Below are 18388 nucleotides of genomic sequence, written 5' to 3' on the forward strand. Positions count from 1 at the left end.
CATCAAAAATCTCCAAAGAAAGTTTGGGATAATTTAAGTTTTGATTTGATACTGGCAAATGCTGAGCAGCCGCTATGGGGCTGGTCGGATGCTCAGGCGGTTAGCCTACTTGAATATTGGGCACAGTTTGATGAGGATTTTGTCTTTGTACTCACTTATGATAAGCCAAGCGATGTATTGGTTAGGTTGTTAGATGGTGCAGGGCAAGACGATCTTAGTGAGGGAGCCATTGAGCAAGCGCTGAAAGACTGGTCATCTTATAATCAGGCCCTGCTTGAATTCCAGCAAAAATATCCAAACCGCTGCCTGCTTGTTAATGGTGAGCAGGTGATTTATTCCGCCAAAAACTATGTCTCAGCCGTTTCTGATAAAATTACTTGGCAGATGGACAGCTCAGTCGCTGATGACCAGTTGCTGGCAGTGTCAGATCTGCAGGACAAGCCTCAACTGTCTGAAATGTCACAGTTTTTTGCCGAACAATTGCTTTTAGAGCACGACAAAGTTAATCAGCTATTTATGCAGCTGCAGGCGCAGGCGGATTTACCCTTAGCTTTGCAAAAAAGAACCTTTAACACGCTAAGCTTATTAAAAGAAACCATCGCTCAGCAAAAACAGCTTGAAAGCACACAAGAGCAATTGCTAGCTACCGAAAAAGAATTCCAAAGCCAAACTGAGAATCTAAAACAGGCCATATCCTCAGCTAAGGCAGACCATGATAAAGATATCCAAACCTTAAAGGTGGCTCAAGGGCAGCTGGCAGATCAGCAGCAAGAAAATACACTGATCATTTCTCAGCTACATCAAGTCCAAGAAGAGCTTGAGAAATATTATCTTGAAACTAAAAAATCAACTGATCTACTCAACAAAGAAAAGAAAAAATCAAGCGAACTTGAAAAAAGAGCTGCTGAATTAAATAAAAAATCTGATGAACTCAATCAGTCAGTTGCTCAATTAACTAAAGAAAAGCAAGCGATTCATGAGCAAAAAGTCAAACTGGACGAATTGGTAAAACAAGAGTCTCAAAAGTTAGCTGCCTTAAAGAAGCAATCAGATGATGAAGTAGCTAGGCTAACAGAGCAAAATAAAAAGCTGACCCAAGAAAACAGTGTAAAAGCAAACGAAAATAACTCATCGATGCAGCAAGAAAATGAATTACTTATCAGGCAGCTACATCAAGTCCAAGAAGAGCTTGAGAAATATTATCTTGAAAATCAGCAGCTAAAATTAAATAACCAATCTCAAAATAATTCTGTAAATGCGGCTAGTTCGCAGGTTCAGAGTAAACAGACCGTTTATTATGGTGCGGCAGACAGGATCAAGCAAGATCTGCCCTATCGCTTAGGTTCGACCATGGTGAGTCATTCAAAATCTACCAAAGACTTAGCAAAACTCCCCTTGGCGCTGATGAAAGAATATCGTCAGTTTCAAAAAGACGAACACAAAGAGCTGCCACCAGTAGAAGCATATCAAGATGCTAACGAGGCGGAAAAAGTAAAAAAACATTTGTCTTATCGCTTGGGCAAAACATTGGTTGATGGAGTAAAATCTCCAAAGAGTATGGTTGATCTGCCTGTGAAATTGGGTAGAGAGATTGTTGGGTTTAAGAAGTGATAATTTTTAAGTTTAAGGATTTGTGTTATGTCTTTATTAGCGCAGGCAATATCGAAATATAATAATAAAGAATATGAATCTGCTTTAAATTTATTTGAGCAGGCGGCAAATATTTACGGTGAGAATCTAGTCCGTTACCATATTATTAAGTGTAAGCATTTTTTAGGTTTAAAAAATGATTTGTCAGATCTAAATCCCTCTTTGAAAGAATATGATCTTGATCTTGCCACTCAAATTATGCAGCTTAATCAGGAATCATCTATAGATATCGCCACTAAAAATAAGCTAATAAACCAGTGGCAAAACATTACTTCTAAAAAATCGGATAGTGCAGCAATTAAGCAGGTTAATTCTATCCCTTCAGACTTTCCGAAAGATCTAATACTAGCACCCTTGCCAGAAGGTCCTAATGATTTTGACTGGAATAAAAATGTAAGAAAAATAAGAAAATCTACTCATAAAGTTGATAATGTCGGTCTTTCTATTGTGATACCTACATTTAATCGTAGCCACATTTTGGAGGTTACATTAAGTTGCTTAGTAAACCAGGAGTCGGAATATCCTTTTGAAGTCATTGTTGCTGATGATGGTAGTAAAGAGGATATTTGTTCTGTAGTAAGGAAGTATGAAAAAGATTTGGATATTAAATATGTCCGTCAAAAAGACTATGGCTATCAGTTGTGTGCGGTCAGGAATTTGGGTCTAAGGACGGCAAAATACGATTTTGTTTCTATATTGGACTGTGATATGGCACCGAATCCATTATGGGTCCAATCGTATGTCAAATATTTACTTGAAGATGATGATGTGGCATTAATAGGACCTAGGAAATATGTAGACACCCAAAATATATTGCCCGAAAACTTTAGGTCAAACAAAAATCTTATCAGCAATTTACCAGAGGTACGTACGAACAACTCAGTTGCCGGTAAAGAAGAAGGTGAGATCTCTGTTGATTGGCGATTGGAACATTTTAAAAGAACGGATAATTTGCGATTATGTGATTCACCATTTAGATACTTTAGCGGCGGAAATGTTGCTTTTTCTAAAAAGTGGTTGGATAAAGCAGGTTGGTTTGATGAGGAATTCACCCATTGGGGTGGTGAGGACAATGAATTTGGTTACCGTTTATTTAAGAATGGTTGCTTTTTCAGAGCTGTCGAGGGGGGTATGGCATATCATCAAGAACCTCCAGGTAAAGAAAACGAAACGGACAGAGCGGAAGGTAAGAAGATCACAATTAATATTGTAAAAGAAAAAGTGCCTTATTTTTACCGTAAATTACAACCAATTGAGAGTGCATTAATACATAAAGTCCCGCTAGTATCTATCTATATACCTGCATACAACTGTGCAGATACGATTAAGCGTTGTGTGGATAGTGCCCTGAATCAAACCATCACGGATTTGCAAGTCTGTATTTGCAATGATGGATCAACAGATAATACATTAGACGTGATTAACCGACTTTATGGGCAAAATCCTAGGGTAAAAATTATTTCACAAGAAAATGGAGGCATAGCGTCAGCATCCAATAATGCTGTAAAGCACGCTTCGGGATTTTATATTGGTCAGTTAGATTCTGATGACTATTTGGAGCCTGATGCGGTTGAGTTATGCTTGGCAGAGTTTCTCAAAGATCGTTCTTTAGCATGTGTGTACACTACTAATAGGAACGTAAATCCTGATGGTAGTTTGATCGCTGACGGTTATAATTGGCCTGAGTTTTCAAGAGAAAAATTAACAACAGCTATGATAGTACATCATTTTAGAATGTTTACTGCGAGAGCTTGGCACCTAACCTCTGGTTTTGATGAAAACATTGAAAACTCTGTTGACTTAGACATTTATCTTAAATTAAGTGAAGTGGGGCCGTTTAAGCATATCAATAAGATTTGCTATAACCGAGTATTACACGGCAATAATACTTCGATCAAAAAACTAGACATGCAAAAGAAAAACCATTTTTTGGTGATTAATCGATCCCTTCAGCGCCAGGGGGTGGATTACTACAGTTATGATGCAATTGATGAGGATGATGCAAGCAGACGATACGTTTTCAAAAAGAATCATGAAGCTCAGTATCAGGTAAGTAACCTAAGCTCAGCTGCCAAATTGGCTTTTAGCTTAGTGTACCCAGATAGTCTTGATAGATTATTAGATAAACTTCATAATATTCTCGAGTACAATCCGGAGGCAAGTGTTATCATTGCTCATGTCAATCCGGAGAGACTAAGCCAAGATGTAATGCAGAAGGTTAAGACCTTTGAAAAAGAGAATAGCATTAAGGTTGTCATTAACCATGAATTGGATTATAGTAATTATAAGTTTAGACAGGTAGAGTATCTTGTTAGTAACTTTAATAAACTACTTCGTACTGGAATAGAATTTGATTATATTATTTTTGATAATTTTGATAGCTTATATGTGCAGCATCACTCTTACGACTATATCAAAAAAGCTGATATCGGAATGAATTTTGGTAAAGTCAATGGTTATTGGCAAGACAAAATTCTATCCCATCAGTCTCTTAAGCAGTGGACCAAGCAATATCTCAATAAAGATATTGCTGACATTCCAATTAAGGGTGCAGCCCAAGGAATGTTTATGAGTTATGAGGTAGCTAAACCAATTTTTGAGTTGCTAGAACAATTCTTAGAATTGTGTAAAGCAAATGACGATTACCCAAAGTATTTGGCAGAGGAAATATTGTTTCAGCTTATGACTTTGATATTAGAGAATCGGGATGGAATAAGCCTTAAGCGGTGTAATGCTTTAACCTATATGCCTTGGGAGCGAAAACTTCAATGGACCGAGCAACAAATTGAAGAAGCAAAGCAAGGGGTTGGTATTGCTAAGAATAAATTTATTATATATCAACTATAATATTTGAGTGAAATGAGTGAAATGAGTGAAATGAGTGAAAAGACAAGTTTTGTTACAATAACTTACCAAAATGATTTACGCATGGTGCTTCTGCAATTAATATCGGTTGATAGATTATTTGATATTAAAGCATTAGAAGAGTATTTTATTATTATTAATGATAAAAATACGCATTTGGAGGAAGAATTAAGAAACAAGACTCAATTATTTTTGAGTGAGGCTTTATTTTCTAAGCTGCGTTTTATTAGTTCTCATCACCTGCTATCAAAAAGAGACTTTGAAAAATCTGATGGACAGCGCTCTCAGCAGATTTTAAAAATGATTATTGCTAGCAAAATTAAGACCAAGACTTACATACTCTTAGATGCAAAAAATTTCTTCATAAAAAAGGCAGATTTAGCACTGTTTATAGATAGGGATTCAGGAAAATATACTACCAATTTTTCTCAATTGGGCGATAATTGGAGAGATTATGTTAAAAATTCTTTTAAAGCAATTGAATGCGATGAAGATATTGAAGATAAAATTATACCTACTATTACCCCTTATGTAATTGAAACAAACATAATGATACAGTTGCTAAAATACCTTCAACCACGCATTGGTAATGATTTGAGTAAATTATTTGAAAGCTTTCATGGTAAAATAACAGAATTCTTCCTATATTATGCTTTCCTATATAAATATAATTTACTTGCTAAATACAAACACAAGCCTATCATTTGCCGAACTCTCTTTGCTATTTACCCTTCTAATTATGCTGATGTCGATAAAATGATTAAGAATTTGAAAGAGGATAATATTTATCTTTTGGGTTTGCATCGAAAGAGGCTGGCTCAATTGTCAGTAGAACATACAGAGATAATAAATTTACTATTAAATGAAATACTAATATTTCCTTGGGAGAGGTTGGATTGGTTTATTGACCCAAAAAATCAATCTACAATTTAATAATAATTCTTTATGAAACTTAGATTATATGAAAAAAATCACAATCGCAGGCACAGGCTATGTTGGACTGTCTAACGCTGTATTATTAGCCCAAAAACATGATGTCATCGCTTTGGATATTGATCAGCGTAAAGTAGATAAAATTAATGCTCGTCAAACACCCATTGAAGATATCGAAATAGAGAACTTTTTGGCACGCAAAGAGCTTTCACTGATCGCAACGACGGATAAAACACTGGCTTATCAAGAGGCGGACTATGTCATCATCGCCACACCTACCAATTATGATACACAGACTGGTTATTTTGATACCAGTAGTGTGGAGGCGGTGATTAATGATGTATTGGGTATTAACCCCAAAGCATTGATCATCATCAAATCTACCATTCCTGTGGGCTTTGTGTCTGAGCTTAAAGATAAGCTTGGCGTGGATAACATTATCTTTTCGCCTGAGTTTTTAAGAGAAGGTAAGGCATTATATGATAACTTGTATCCAAGTCGGATTATCGTCGGTGAGAAATCTGAGCGTGCCAAAGCATTTGCTGACATGCTTCTAGACTGTGCTGTTAAAGAAGAGGTAGAGATTTTATTAACGGACAGTACCGAGGCTGAGGCGATTAAACTGTTTGCAAATACCTATTTGGCACTGCGTGTCGCTTATTTTAATGAGCTTGATACTTATGCAGGGGCTCATGGACTAGATACCGCTCAAATCATTAAAGGCGTGTGTTTAGACCCCCGTATCGGCAATTATTATAACAACCCATCATTTGGTTATGGTGGCTACTGCTTACCCAAAGACACTAAGCAGCTTTTGGCCAACTATAAAGAAGTGCCCCAAAATCTCATTCAAGCCATTGTAGAGTCTAATACGACCCGTAAAGACTTTATTGCCAAAGACATCGCCGCCAAAAGCCCCAATACGGTAGGTGTATATCGCTTGATTATGAAAGCAGGCTCCGATAACTTTCGGGCATCTGCGATGTTTGGGATCATTAAAAGATTGCGTGGACGCGGTATCTCTGTCATCATTTATGAGCCAAAGCATGATGCTGATGAGCTGGATAAAATGCAAGTGGTTGCAGATTTAGCTGAATTTAAACAAAAATCAGACATTATCATCGCCAATCGCATTACTGATGACTTGACAGATGTGCTAGACAAAGTCTATTCTCGAGACATCTCAGGTGTGGATGATTGAGCCTGTTGTTTAGAAGATGAATGGTTTTTTACCAAATCAGTTTTGGCAAGCGTATCAGCTTGGGCTGTATGAAAAGGTGCGCCAACAAAAATTTTATTTACCAATAAGGCAAATAAAAACCATTCGTCAGTTGGCAGCGCTTAAGCGCTTTGCTGTCAGTGAGCCGCGCTTTATGATCGGTCAGCTCCTTGATCAGCATCAAAATGATAAATGGTTTAAGATTATCATCAAAGAGCTATCACCAGTTTATCCCAAGATTATTTTTGACTATTTGCAAAACCATTTTGATCGACTACCAAGATGGTCTTGGCTGAGCCAAATTTATTTTGCCCTATCGCTTGAGTATGGCCAAATAAGACAGGAATTAATGACGGAGTTGGATAGCGATGAGCGCTTGCTGTTTTTGAGTAATCTTACTATTGATCGTCAGCAAAAGCGGGCATTGTTTAATGAATATCTACAGTGCTTTGACTTATTGCCTTTGATAGATGGTGATGGCTTTGGTTTGGATGCGTTTGAGTTTTTACCGACAGACAGCATCAGCAGTCCGCATCAAGTCACAATTTTGGTCACTGCATTTAATGCCGCCAAGACCATCACATCTTGCCTGAAAAGCCTGCTCAGCCAGTCTTGGCAAAACATACAGGTGATCGTCATTGATGATCAGAGTGGTGATGATACGGTCAGTCAGATTAACTCTATTGAAGATAAGCGAATGATGCTGATTAGACTGCCAAAAAATGTTGGCACTTTTGCTGCCAAAAGTATCGGGGCGATGTATGCCACGGGCGAGTTTATGACTTGTCAGGATTCGGACGACATCGCACATCCTGATAAGATCAAACAACAGGTAGAGCCTTTGATCAACGATGCTGATTTGATGGTGACTAATTCTTATTGGCTGCGCATTGATGATCAGGCAAATTATTACGCTCGGCAATATTATCCTTTGTTGCGTCAAAATCCAGCATCGCCACTGTTTCGCCGCCAACAAGTACAAGAAGAAGTCGGGCTTTGGCACGCAGTGCGTACTGGTGCAGACAGTGAATTTTTCGAGCGGTTAAAACTGGCTTATGGCGAGAGGTTTATTTCTATCAAAAAACCACTGACATTTGCCAGGCATTCTCATGATTCGCTGATGAATTCGGAGGATTACGGCATCCATAATAAGGCATCAGCACTCGATCGCTTGGATTATTGGGAGGCTTGGCGTCTGTGGCACATTGACCGTATCAAAAAAGGCCAGCTGCCTAATATGCCTGGTCTAGAACGGCAGATGCAAGAGCGATTATTTGATGTTCCTAATAAGCTAATGGTGAGTGCTGACGATATTCGCTATAATTTAAATGATTTACAAGAGAGTAAACTATGAACACCCCCACCCACGCCATTATCCCCACCGCAGGCTTTGGGACGCGTATGCTACCTTTGTCTAAGGCGGTGCCCAAAGAGCTTTTACCCTTAGGAGATAAGCCTGCCATTCATTATGTGGTTGCAGAAGCGGTGCGTGCCGGCATCAAAAACATCGTGCTGGTCAACCACGCCCAAAAGTCCGCCATTGAAAACTACTTTGACATCAACGCTGAGCTTGACAGTCAGCTACGCCAAAAAGGCAAAGACAGTTTGGCAGACAGCCTAAACTTTTTGCCTGCTGATGTGCGTGTGGTGAGTGTACGCCAAGGCAGACCACTGGGGCTGGGTCATGCGGTGCTACAAGGGCGTGCGGTGGTGGGCGACAATCCCTTTGCCGTGCTGCTGCCCGATGTCGTGTTAGACCCATTTACCACGGATTTTGGGGTGGATAATTTGGCGTATATGATGACTCAATTTGCTCAAACAGGTCGCAGTCAGATCTTGGTTGACCCTGTGGCGGATAGCGATGTGCATAAGTACGGCATCGCACGGCTCAGTGATAAATTAAGCATCCAAAAATCAGGTACCAATCAATCATTTGACGTACTGGGTTTTGTAGAAAAACCCAGTCTGGATGTCGCACCGTCCAATTTGGCGGTGGTGGGGCGGTATGTGTTTAGTCCAGAGATTTTTGAGTATTTGGCAAAAACCAAGCCAAGTGTGGGCGGTGAGATTCAGCTGACCGATGCCATTGACGCACTCATCAGCCAGCAGGGTATGGATGTGGTTACGATGAAAGGGCCAAGCTTTGATGCCGGTGATATGACGACCTATATACAGGCATTTGTTTATTTTGCCAGTCAAGTGGGTCAGTCGTTTTAATTTTTATCAAACCATAAAATAAGGACGTCTGATGACGACTTGGCATGATTTACAGGCGCTGGCACGCACACCGATCGATTTGCAGCAGCTATTCGCTGACGATGAGACACGCGGTCAAAGACTGTCTGCTTTTGCTTGCGATATTTATATGGATTTTAGTAAGCAGGCGATCGATGATGAAATTTTGGCAAAGCTCATCCAGCTTGCCGATACATTTGATTTATTCCAAAAAATCAGTGATCTTATCACTGGCGAAAAGGTCAATGACACCGAGCAAAGGGCAGCGCTTCATACCGCGCTTCGACTACCCAAAGGTGAAGCGCTTATCGTCGATGGCGCCGATGTAGGGCAGCAGGTGCATGATAGCCTAGATCAATGCGAGGTGTTGGTCAATCGCATTCGTAGCGGCGTGTGGCGTGGCTATTCGGGTAAGGCGATACGCGATGTGGTCAATATCGGTGTGGGCGGTTCGGATTTGGGTCCTTTGATGGCAGCCACCGCGCTGTCAGAGTGGGCGGATACGGATATTTGCGTTCACTTTGTGTCTAATATGGACGGCACGCAGTTAGACAGCCTATTAAAAGTGCTCAATCCGCAGACGACCTTGTTTATCATCTCATCAAAATCTTTTGGGACGATTGATACTTTATCCAATGCCAAAACTGCCCTAAGCTGGCTTTTGGCTGCTCATGATCATAAGCCGACGATTTTACGCCGTCATTTTATCGGCATCTCCACGCGACCTGATAGGATGAGCGATTGGGGCATCCATTCGGATAATCAGCTGCTTTTGTGGGACTGGGTTGGCGGCAGATTTAGTATGTGGTCAGTGATTGGGCTTGCGATCGCAGTGCGTATCGGCATGGCTAATTTTCGGGCACTACTGGCAGGCGCGCATGAGATGGATCGGCATTTTGCAAACACCGATTTTTCAAAAAATTTACCAGTGCTCATGGGGCTGATAGGGGTGTGGAATGCCACTTTTTTGGGCATTAATGCACATACCGTGCTGCCTTATGATGGCAGGCTTGAGTATTTCCCCAATTATTTGACGCAGCTTGAGATGGAGTCTAACGGCAAATCGGTCAAACGATGCGGCGAGTCGGTGGACTATGGCACTTGCCCGATTTTGTGGGGTGATATCGGCTCAAATGCACAGCATGCATTTTATCAGCTTTTGCATCAAGGCACGCAGCGGGTGTCTTGTGATTTTATCACGCCGATTCGCCGCTATAATGATGCACAGGTGGCAAATGCTTACTTGGCTGATCAGCACAAATTATCTTTGGCAAACTGTCTGGCGCAGTCGCAAGTGCTTGCTTTTGGCAATGCTGCCCTACCTTCTAGCATGACAAATAGCGCCGATGATTTTGCTAAATTTAAAGAATATCGGGGCAATCAGCCCTCAACCACGCTGTTATTAAGCGATCTAAACCCCAAGACTTTGGGTTCTTTGATTGCCTTATATGAGCATAAAGTCTATGTGATGAGCGTGCTTTGGCAAATCAATCCCTTTGATCAATGGGGTGTTGAAGTCGGTAAGGTCATGGCAAACCGTGTCTATGACGAGCTATCAAGCGTGCATGATGCAGATCAATTTGACAGCTCTACCAATACGCTTTTGTCTGTCATTAAGCGTATCCGAGGATAATTTATGAAACACATCTATGTGATCGGTCATCAGCACGAAGCCATCAATGCTTGCTTGTGGTTAGCAAGTTTGGATTATGAAGTTTGTCTGTTTGCAGATGAGCAAGATATCCAAGCGACACTTGAGCATTATCAATTTGACCATCAAATGTCGGCGCTGTGGCAACTGTACCGCGCTGAACAAAAAATCAAACTGTGTGATGAAAGTGTCCATGCTTTTTTAGCATCTGCACAAGCCAAGCTTTTGTGGCTGTTTTTGGATGATGTCGATGAGGATCTGATTGATCAAGTCGTCCATGCAGTGGACAGTCCGCACAGTCAAGTGATCTTAAGCGGTGTGCGCTCAATTGGCGATGTCGGGGCACTGGCACAGCGGATGAAGTCATCTTGGGTGTATTATTTGCCCATCAGCTTTATGAAAGATGGGGCGAATTTTAATGCGTTTTATCATTCAGACTTGGTGATGATTGGCGAAAAAACCAAGGACAGTGTGGCGCAGTGTGAGATGTTATTAAGACTCAAGCAGCACGCCAAGGACTGCCAAATCGCTGATATCGTCACAATAGAATTTGCCCGAAGTGCCATGATGGCGATGCTTGCAACTCGGCTGTCCTTTATGAATGAAATGGCAAGACTTGCTGATAAGCAAGGGGTAAATATCAAGTCAGTTGAGCGGATCATCGCCCAAGATAGCCGTATCGGTCCTGCGTATCTGTCGGCAGGGTGGGGTTTTGGCGGTAAAACATTACCGCATGAGCTTGAGCTTTTGATGGATAAGTTTAAACAAAACCGTGTCGATACCTCGCTCATCAGCGCCGTCAATCACATTAATGATGACCAAAAAGAGCTGATTTTTCGCAAGTTTTGGCGATATTTTAATGGCTTTATTGAGCAAAAGGCAGTGATGATTTGGGGTACTGGCTATCGAAATGGCGCCTCTCGCATGACTCATTCTGCCATTCATCCACTACTGAAGCTTTTGTGGTCTTATGGGATTCATACTCGTGTTTTTACGCGTAACACCGCCTTTGAGATGCAGTCAATTTATGGCGGGCATCCGCTGTTGACTTTGATCCATGATCCATATCAGGATTTATCAAAGGTGGATGCGCTGTTTATTATCAACTGGTCTTTGCTGACTCAGCCAGACATTCATGCGCTTAATCAGGTGAATATTCCGATTTTTGATGCCAAAAATATTTTGGACGATGACAGTGTTGTGGCGCTCACCGCGCCCTATTATGGCATCGGACGAGAAAAACGAGACTAATTTATCACAGAGGGGGGATACTATGCAAAATCACACAGTTAAAAAAATATTAGTCACCGGCGGGGCGGGTTATATCGGTTCGCATACGCTGATTGAGCTGGTTAAATCAGGCTTTAAGCCGGTGGTGTATGACAATTTATCCAATTCAAGCCCTGTGGCGATAGAGCGGGTAGCGCAGATTGTCGGTCAAGCAATCACCTTTATTCAGGGTGATGTGCTGGACAAAGACCACCTAAGCCAAGTCTTTTCTGAGTATGAGTTTTTTGGGGTGATACATTTTGCTGGTTTGAAGGCGGTTGGCGAAAGCGTGGCAAAGCCTTTAAAATACTACCAAAATAACGTGGCAGGCACGCTCAATCTTTTGGAAGTGATGACGGCATTTGGAGTCAAAAACTTCATCTTTTCATCGTCCGCCACCGTGTATGGCACGCCTGAGATGTTGCCGATTGTGGAGACTGCCAGACGCTCTTGTACCAACCCTTATGGGCAATCCAAGCTTATGGTGGAGTATGTTTTAGAAGACTTGGCAAAGTCAGAAAATGTGCCGTCATGGAACATTGTCAGTTTGCGTTATTTTAACCCCATTGGCGCGGATGTATCAGGCTTGATTGGCGAAGACCCAAGCGACATTCCGAATAATTTGATGCCTTATATCTCACAAGTGGCGGTGGGTAAGCTTGAAACGTTGTCGGTCTTTGGGGATGACTATGACACGCCAGACGGCACGGGGGTGCGCGATTATATTCATGTGGTGGATTTGGCAAAAGGTCATGTCAAGGCACTAGAATATATCGCCAAGCAAGCGTCGGCTTTTGGCTTTGAGCCGATCAATTTGGGCACAGGGCATGGTACCAGTGTGCTGGAGCTGGTTGGTGCCTTTGTCAGCACCACCGGTCAGCAGGTGCCTTATGTGATTGCCCCAAGACGAGCTGGGGACATTGCGATGTGTTATGCCAGTGCCGACAAAGCCAAAGCTGTGCTTAATTGGACGGCTGAGTTGGACATTGAGCGTATGTGCGTGGATACCTGGCGATGGCAGTCAAGCAATCCTGAGGGGTATCGCAACTCCTAATCAATAAGCTGTCATACAGATGGTTTATTGGTATTGATAAACTTGCTCAATTCGCTTGTCTGTTTTGGGGTGGGTGGACAATAATGACCAGTGTCCATGCCCATTACCTTGCTCTTGTTTCATTCTTTCAAAAAAATCAGCAAGATGTATCACAGAGACATTCAGGCGTTTTAGCTCATCAATGGCGAATCTATCGGCTTGCAACTCTGCTTTTTGTGAGTAGTCGGCGACAGTCAGTAGGGCAGGTAAGGTCAGCAGCATGTCAGACGTATCGCCTGTGATGACTACGATGAGCACACTTATCCCGAGGCTGTTGATGGCTTGTTCTAGGCTGTGGCGATGCACCAAATGCCCCTGTTCATGAGCCAGTACGGCTAGAATTTGGTTGTCATCGTCCGTCAGATGAATGAGTTCATCGGTGATGATGATGGTGTTATTGGGTATGGCAAGGGCATTTGCACCAACATCGCCACCGCCTCGCACGATGATTTTGGCTTTTGGGTTGCCATCTAGCTTATCATACAAAGCGACGATGTCATCTTGGCGAGATTTGGGTAAAGTGCTGGGCGTGGTCATGTCCATCACATAGCTTTCGGCTTGGTCGCCCACCGCCATCATGGTATCTGCAGGCAGTCTTTGAGCGATGTGGTGTGCCGCTAGGGGAATGGCAAATTTAAACATGCCAAATACCAACACACACATGATGACCACGCTTGTGCCAATCCACACCCATTGGCTCTCCATGCGAGCGATTTTGGCAAACAAAGACTGCTTTTCAAGCGTCAGCCATTCAGGCACACCATGGATGAATTCTATTCTAGACCCATCTTTCATCATCAACGCATGGGGCGAACCGCCTACCGCAGGCAGGTATTCGCCATCGTCGCTACAATAACGCAGCTCATGACCGCCGTAGCTTATGGTGAAGCCGTCTGTCTTGCCCTGATGAGACAGGGGCATGATGTCAGCTGTGTGAGCGGTGCTGATTTTGCCATCAAAATAGCGAACTTTTGTCGGTGTTGCCATCATTGTGATTACCATGAAATGTCAAAATCAAACACATCGCCAATTTCTTCTCCAAGCGGTGAGACATTGTCTGGGCTAGGCGTGGTCATCTGTGTAAAGTCGTCATAAGCAATCAAGCGAAGCGTGTGGGTTTTATAACGGTGAATGCGTACTGCTGCCCAAGGATGAAGCAGCCCAAGGCTAAATATGATGGCGATGTAGTTGGTCAGTTGGATGAGTGCAAATTTTAAGGGGCTAAAATCTATCAGCTCAAATTCGTTATCCCCCAAGGTCAGATGACGCCAAATCGCCTGATGGACATAGCCTTGCATGAGTGGCACTATCAGCAGCATACAAAGATAGAACACCCCAATCATCACTAAAAAGGCAGAGCCCATGACCACATCGTTGTCTTGACCGACTGTGCCTGCCCCCGCAAAAAATACCCCGCCTACGATGGCAATGATAAGTAGCAACAATATCGGCAGCAGCGTCGCTTTATAAAAATCCCAAATGCTGGCATGAAACCCAAAATTTAATTGCCCAAAATAGGTGTTGTCAAATTGATAGCGTTTAAACAGCCACCATACCAAAGGCGCAAGCAGACCGCCACTGATGGGAATGAGTATGACACCAGCAAGTAAAATCAGATACGCCGAGCCTAGCGAGCCTTCAAAGGCAAAGCGAACATTGTTGTACTGGCTATTTCTTGCTCGAAATCGCATGGTAGAACGCACAATCCAAGGCATGACCACAAAGATAATCAAAGAGCCCATCGCTGCGATTTCAGGCGAAAACTGCCCAAACACAGCAATCACCAAATAAATGCCAAGGGCGATGAGACGCCCAACCAAGATACGCTTGGGATTTGCAGTAAAATCAAATACTTGCCCATCAATCTGTGTATGACCATAAAAATAACGAAGCCTGCGTACTTTTGCCCAAGGGGAATAAAACCCAAGCGTGATGATGGTCAGCACCAAATTGACAATCCAAATTTTAAAATACCCCATGCCCGTACCATGAAAATAAAAATCATGCACGTCAGGTGCTTGCTGATAAGAATGATGGCGATTAAGTGGTGGGGGCGTGGGGTGAGTCATGATACAAATGATTTTAAAAATGATAATATTTCGCCATTGTATCAAAAATGTAGTAAAAATAAAATATTCTTTATCTTGATAAGGGTTTTATTGTCAAATGGCTGATCACTGTGGCTTAGAAGATTTGGAATGATTGACCTAGATCATCTTGATAAAGTATGTTTAAAAGTTGAATTTATCGTCTTTTGATGATTGAAAATATCAATGATATATTAAAAATTTTGTTGGTTAAATAAAAAAGCCAACCTTGCTAAAGGTGATCTCTTTAGCAAGGAAGCTTGATTAAAAATAAGATGATTTAGCACCAAAGCTCAAGTGTAGGCGAGTAATTAGGTATCATACTCGACCGCCACTTGAGCCATTTTCATCACTCAACTGTCACGGATTTGGCAAGGTTTCTTGGCTTATCAACATCAGTGCCGCGTACAAGCGCCACATGATAAGACAGCAGCTGCACAGCGATCGTATGCACAATCGGCGATAAAATGCCGATGTGACGCGGTGTGCGAATCACATGGATGCCTTCGCTTGCGGTGTAATCGCTGTCTAAATCTGACAATACAAACAGCTCGCCGCCGCGCGCGCTTACTTCCTGCATGTTGGCTTTGACTTTATCAAGCAATCCATCATTAGGCGAGATCACGACTACGGGCATATTTTCGTCGACCAAAGCCAGCGGACCATGCTTGAGCTCCCCGGCAGGATAAGCTTCAGCGTGGATATAAGTCAGCTCTTTTAATTTGAGCGCCCCTTCGAGAGCGATCGGATAATGGATGCCACGACCCAAAAACAGCGCACTGGGTTTATTGGCAAAGCTTTGTGCCCATGACGCAAGCTGCGGCTCCAAATTAAGCGCGTGCTGGATACTGCCTGGCAGTAGACGCAAATCTTCGGCGTAGTTTTGTGCTTGTGATTCATCGACATGACCGCGCATGATGCCCAAGGTTACCGCAAGACCAAATAACACCACCAACTGCGTGGTAAATGCCTTGGTCGATGCCACGCCGATCTCAGCACCGGCACGAGTGAAGATGGCAAGCGTGCTTGCGCGCGGCAGGGCAGATTCCATCACATTGCAGATCGATAAGCTGTAGCGGTGACCTTGTGCCATGGCGTATTTAAGTGCTTCCATGGTATCCAGCGTCTCGCCTGACTGACTGATGGTGATAATCAGCTCATTAGGATCTGCGATCACATCACGGTAGCGGTACTCACTTGCGATCTCGACATCGCAGCGAATCTTGGCGATGCTTTCAAGCCAATATTTGCCGGTCAATGCGGCATAATATGATGTGCCGCATGCCAAAATTTTGATGCTTTGGATTTTAGCAAAAATTTCAGGCGCATCTTCACCGAAGTTATCAGCAATGAATCCGCCTTCTAAGAAAATCTCAGCGGTATCAGAAACTGCGCGTGGCTGCTCGTTGATTTCTTTTTGCATGAAGTGGCTGTATGGACCAAGCTCAAGAGACGCCAAAGACATCTCTGAAGTCTTGATGGCGCGGTCGGCTTCGTTGCCGTCTTTGTCAAGCAGCTTTTGGATGCCATCGGCTTGGAGTAGAGCGATGTCACCATCTTCTAGATATGTTACGCGGCGTGTAAAGGCAATGACTGCTGAGACATCAGAGGCGATGAATACTTCATCATCACCGAATGCCACTAATAATGGACAGCCCATGCGTGCAACTACCATCTGATCTGGTGCATCATTGGCGATCACGGCGATGGCATAAGCGCCATGAAAGCGCGAACACGCTGTTTGCACCGCTCGATACAGATCGCCGCCATTGGTGGTGTATTCTTGATGGATACTATGAGCGATCACTTCGGTATCGGTTTGGGATTCAAACTCATAGCCTAAGCCTTCAAGACGACTGCGCTCTGACTCAAAATTTTCAATGATGCCATTATGCACCACTGAGATTAGCCCTGCAGAGATATGCGGATGCGCATTGGGCTTGGTGACACCACCATGTGTCGCCCAGCGCGTGTGACCGATGCCAGTCAGACCATAAATTTCTTTTTTCTTCGCGGCTTCTTCCATGAGCGCCACCCGCCCCACACGGCGTACGCGGCGAATGCCTTCATCGGTCTGCACGGCGATGCCTGATGAGTCATAGCCGCGATACTCTAGGCGTTTCAGCCCGTCTGTCAAAAAATCTACCACATTGTGATGCGTACGAATGGCACCAACGATACCGCACATAAGCTGTTCCTTAGTATCAAATTAAAAATTAGCAATCAATGACGCTGCCATGCCCCAAATCGTTAGGCAAAGCAGTAGATGAAAATTGTCATCAATCTGATAAATTATAGCACATCAGATAGGGGTAAGATGTTGATTTTTGATAAACAATCTGCTGATATTTTGAATCAAGGTTTAGGCGATGCGGCAATTGCAAATGATCAATTGATCCCCATATTAGCCTAAACACACCAAAAACGGACATAATATGACAGCCCAAACTTTGAATGACTACCGCCAACGGTTTTTTATTGATGACTCGGTGGTGCGTGGCGATGTGGTGAAGCTCACCGACGCTTATCAGACGGTCATCGCCCAAAAAGAGTATCCTGCTGCCATCAAAGCGCTGCTTGGCGAGATGCTTGTTTCGGCAAGCTTATTGATCAGCACGCTAAAGATAGACGGCAAATTATCCATTCAGCTACAAAGCTCTGATCCGAACGCTCGCCTTAGTTGGGCGATGGCGGAGTGTGATCACACCGGCGCTGTGCGAGGCTTAGCTGGCTTTGACGCCATAGGTGATCATGATGCAGTGTGGCAGCACCTGACAACTAGTGATGAAGCCTTCGGTGAGCTTGGCAAAGGCGTGCTGTTCATCAGCATCCATCCTGAAAAAGGCGAGGCGTATCAAGGCATTGTTGAGCGAGTCAGTGATAATTTGGGGGAATGTTTGGCGCATTACCAAAAGCAGTCTGCCCAAATCCCAACCATCATTAAGCTTGCCACTAATGACACGACCGCAGGCGGTGTTTTGGTGCAGCTGCTGCCCCAAAGCGATGCTGACAAAGAGGCTGACCCTGATTTGTGGGATCGCTTAACGGCGCTCACCGATACACTAAAGGTGGATGAGATCACCGATTTGGATGCCAACGAAATTTTGTATCGGCTATATCATGAAGAAGAAGTGGTGTTGCCAAGTCTTGCGCCGCTGCATTTTGCGTGTACTTGCTCAAGCGAAAAAAGCGAAGGCGCCATCTTGCAGCTGGGCTATGACGAAGCCAAGCAGGCGGTGATGGCACATGGCGGAGAGCTGACACTGGACTGCGGTTTTTGTGGTAGGACGTATCGATTTGATGATCAAGCGGTGGATCGCTTATTTGCAGATGCTCAAGCCTAAGTGCTCAACTTTCAAAGATTCCAAACCGACACCCACAAATTG

Annotated in this window: 14 protein-coding genes; 11 read left to right on the forward strand and 3 right to left on the reverse strand. The window is 43.3% G+C overall.

Annotation, left to right across the window (positions count from 1 at the left end):
- Positions 1 to 186 precede the first annotated feature (186 nt).
- From B0180_RS05295 to galE, 9 genes are read left to right on the forward strand one after another with little or no spacing between them, the layout of a single operon-like run.
- Positions 187 to 1611 carry a coiled-coil domain-containing protein gene (locus B0180_RS05295; RefSeq protein ID WP_143821279.1) on the forward strand — a complete coding sequence of 475 codons (1425 nt, stop codon included), beginning with the start codon at positions 187 to 189 and terminating at the stop codon, positions 1609 to 1611.
- Between the two features lie 27 nt (positions 1612 to 1638).
- Positions 1639 to 4497 (forward strand): glycosyltransferase family 2 protein, encoded by a 2859-nt coding sequence (locus B0180_RS05300; RefSeq protein ID WP_078255998.1) that lies wholly within the window; start codon positions 1639 to 1641, stop codon positions 4495 to 4497.
- 21 nt (positions 4498 to 4518) lie between these two features.
- Positions 4519 to 5448 carry a DUF6492 family protein gene (locus tag B0180_RS05305; protein WP_078255999.1) on the forward strand — a complete coding sequence of 310 codons (930 nt, stop codon included), beginning with the start codon at positions 4519 to 4521 and terminating at the stop codon, positions 5446 to 5448.
- Between the two features lie 28 nt (positions 5449 to 5476).
- Positions 5477 to 6649 carry a nucleotide sugar dehydrogenase gene (locus B0180_RS05310; protein WP_078256000.1) on the forward strand — a complete coding sequence of 391 codons (1173 nt, stop codon included), beginning with the start codon at positions 5477 to 5479 and terminating at the stop codon, positions 6647 to 6649.
- A gap of 16 nt (positions 6650 to 6665) precedes the next feature.
- Positions 6666 to 8021, forward strand: coding sequence for a glycosyltransferase family 2 protein (locus tag B0180_RS05315; RefSeq protein WP_078256001.1), 1356 nt, complete (start codon positions 6666 to 6668; stop codon positions 8019 to 8021).
- Positions 8018 to 8884, forward strand: coding sequence for a UTP--glucose-1-phosphate uridylyltransferase (locus B0180_RS05320; RefSeq protein WP_078256002.1), 867 nt, complete (start codon positions 8018 to 8020; stop codon positions 8882 to 8884). Before B0180_RS05315 ends, B0180_RS05320 begins: the two co-directional genes overlap by 4 nt.
- A gap of 31 nt (positions 8885 to 8915) precedes the next feature.
- Positions 8916 to 10535, forward strand: a complete 1620-nt coding sequence (gene pgi, locus B0180_RS05325) for a glucose-6-phosphate isomerase (RefSeq protein WP_078256003.1) — start codon at positions 8916 to 8918, stop codon at positions 10533 to 10535.
- 3 nt (positions 10536 to 10538) lie between these two features.
- Entirely contained in the window at positions 10539 to 11804 is a 1266-nt protein-coding gene (locus B0180_RS05330; RefSeq protein WP_078256004.1) for a UDP-glucose/GDP-mannose dehydrogenase family protein, read from the forward strand.
- Between the two features lie 22 nt (positions 11805 to 11826).
- Positions 11827 to 12876, forward strand: coding sequence for a UDP-glucose 4-epimerase GalE (gene galE / locus B0180_RS05335; RefSeq protein WP_078256005.1), 1050 nt, complete (start codon positions 11827 to 11829; stop codon positions 12874 to 12876).
- A 24-nt stretch (positions 12877 to 12900) separates the two neighbouring features.
- On the opposite strand, the gene B0180_RS05340 is transcribed toward galE, so the two are convergent.
- The 3 genes from B0180_RS05340 to glmS form a co-directional block, all read right to left on the reverse strand.
- Positions 12901 to 13902: a M48 family metallopeptidase gene (locus B0180_RS05340; protein WP_167366926.1), complete on the reverse strand. Its 1002-nt coding sequence runs from the start codon at positions 13900 to 13902 to the stop codon at positions 12901 to 12903.
- 8 nt (positions 13903 to 13910) lie between these two features.
- Complete coding sequence (locus B0180_RS05345; protein ID WP_078256007.1) at positions 13911 to 14984, reverse strand: YjgN family protein; 1074 nt, start codon at positions 14982 to 14984, stop codon at positions 13911 to 13913.
- Positions 14985 to 15351: 367 nt separating this feature from the next.
- Positions 15352 to 17190 carry a glutamine--fructose-6-phosphate transaminase (isomerizing) gene (gene glmS / locus B0180_RS05350; RefSeq protein ID WP_078256008.1) on the reverse strand — a complete coding sequence of 613 codons (1839 nt, stop codon included), beginning with the start codon at positions 17188 to 17190 and terminating at the stop codon, positions 15352 to 15354.
- A gap of 78 nt (positions 17191 to 17268) precedes the next feature.
- Between glmS and B0180_RS10160 the strand changes: the two genes are divergently transcribed.
- Both B0180_RS10160 and hslO read left to right on the forward strand, forming a co-directional pair.
- Positions 17269 to 17415 (forward strand): hypothetical protein, encoded by a 147-nt coding sequence (locus B0180_RS10160; RefSeq protein ID WP_167366927.1) that lies wholly within the window; start codon positions 17269 to 17271, stop codon positions 17413 to 17415.
- A 22-nt stretch (positions 17416 to 17437) separates the two neighbouring features.
- Positions 17438 to 18346, forward strand: coding sequence for an Hsp33 family molecular chaperone HslO (gene hslO / locus B0180_RS05355; RefSeq protein ID WP_078256009.1), 909 nt, complete (start codon positions 17438 to 17440; stop codon positions 18344 to 18346).
- The last annotated feature ends 42 nt before the right edge of the window (positions 18347 to 18388 follow it).

The organism is Moraxella canis, from assembly GCF_002014965.1.
Lineage (GTDB): Bacteria > Pseudomonadota > Gammaproteobacteria > Pseudomonadales > Moraxellaceae > Moraxella > Moraxella canis.

Coding starts and splice junctions, on each gene's coding strand:
- galE (WP_078256005.1), top strand. CDS start 11,827: ATGCAAAATCACACAGTTAAAAAAATATTAGTCACCGGCGGGGCGGGT.
- B0180_RS10160 (WP_167366927.1), top strand. CDS start 17,269: ATGAAAATTGTCATCAATCTGATAAATTATAGCACATCAGATAGGGGT.
- B0180_RS05310 (WP_078256000.1), top strand. CDS start 5,477: ATGAAAAAAATCACAATCGCAGGCACAGGCTATGTTGGACTGTCTAAC.
- hslO (WP_078256009.1), top strand. CDS start 17,438: ATGACAGCCCAAACTTTGAATGACTACCGCCAACGGTTTTTTATTGAT.
- pgi (WP_078256003.1), top strand. CDS start 8,916: ATGACGACTTGGCATGATTTACAGGCGCTGGCACGCACACCGATCGAT.
- B0180_RS05300 (WP_078255998.1), top strand. CDS start 1,639: ATGTCTTTATTAGCGCAGGCAATATCGAAATATAATAATAAAGAATAT.
- B0180_RS05305 (WP_078255999.1), top strand. CDS start 4,519: ATGAGTGAAATGAGTGAAAAGACAAGTTTTGTTACAATAACTTACCAA.
- B0180_RS05345 (WP_078256007.1), bottom strand. CDS start 14,984: ATGACTCACCCCACGCCCCCACCACTTAATCGCCATCATTCTTATCAG.
- B0180_RS05320 (WP_078256002.1), top strand. CDS start 8,018: ATGAACACCCCCACCCACGCCATTATCCCCACCGCAGGCTTTGGGACG.
- B0180_RS05340 (WP_167366926.1), bottom strand. CDS start 13,902: ATGGCAACACCGACAAAAGTTCGCTATTTTGATGGCAAAATCAGCACC.
- B0180_RS05315 (WP_078256001.1), top strand. CDS start 6,666: ATGAATGGTTTTTTACCAAATCAGTTTTGGCAAGCGTATCAGCTTGGG.
- glmS (WP_078256008.1), bottom strand. CDS start 17,190: ATGTGCGGTATCGTTGGTGCCATTCGTACGCATCACAATGTGGTAGAT.
- B0180_RS05330 (WP_078256004.1), top strand. CDS start 10,539: ATGAAACACATCTATGTGATCGGTCATCAGCACGAAGCCATCAATGCT.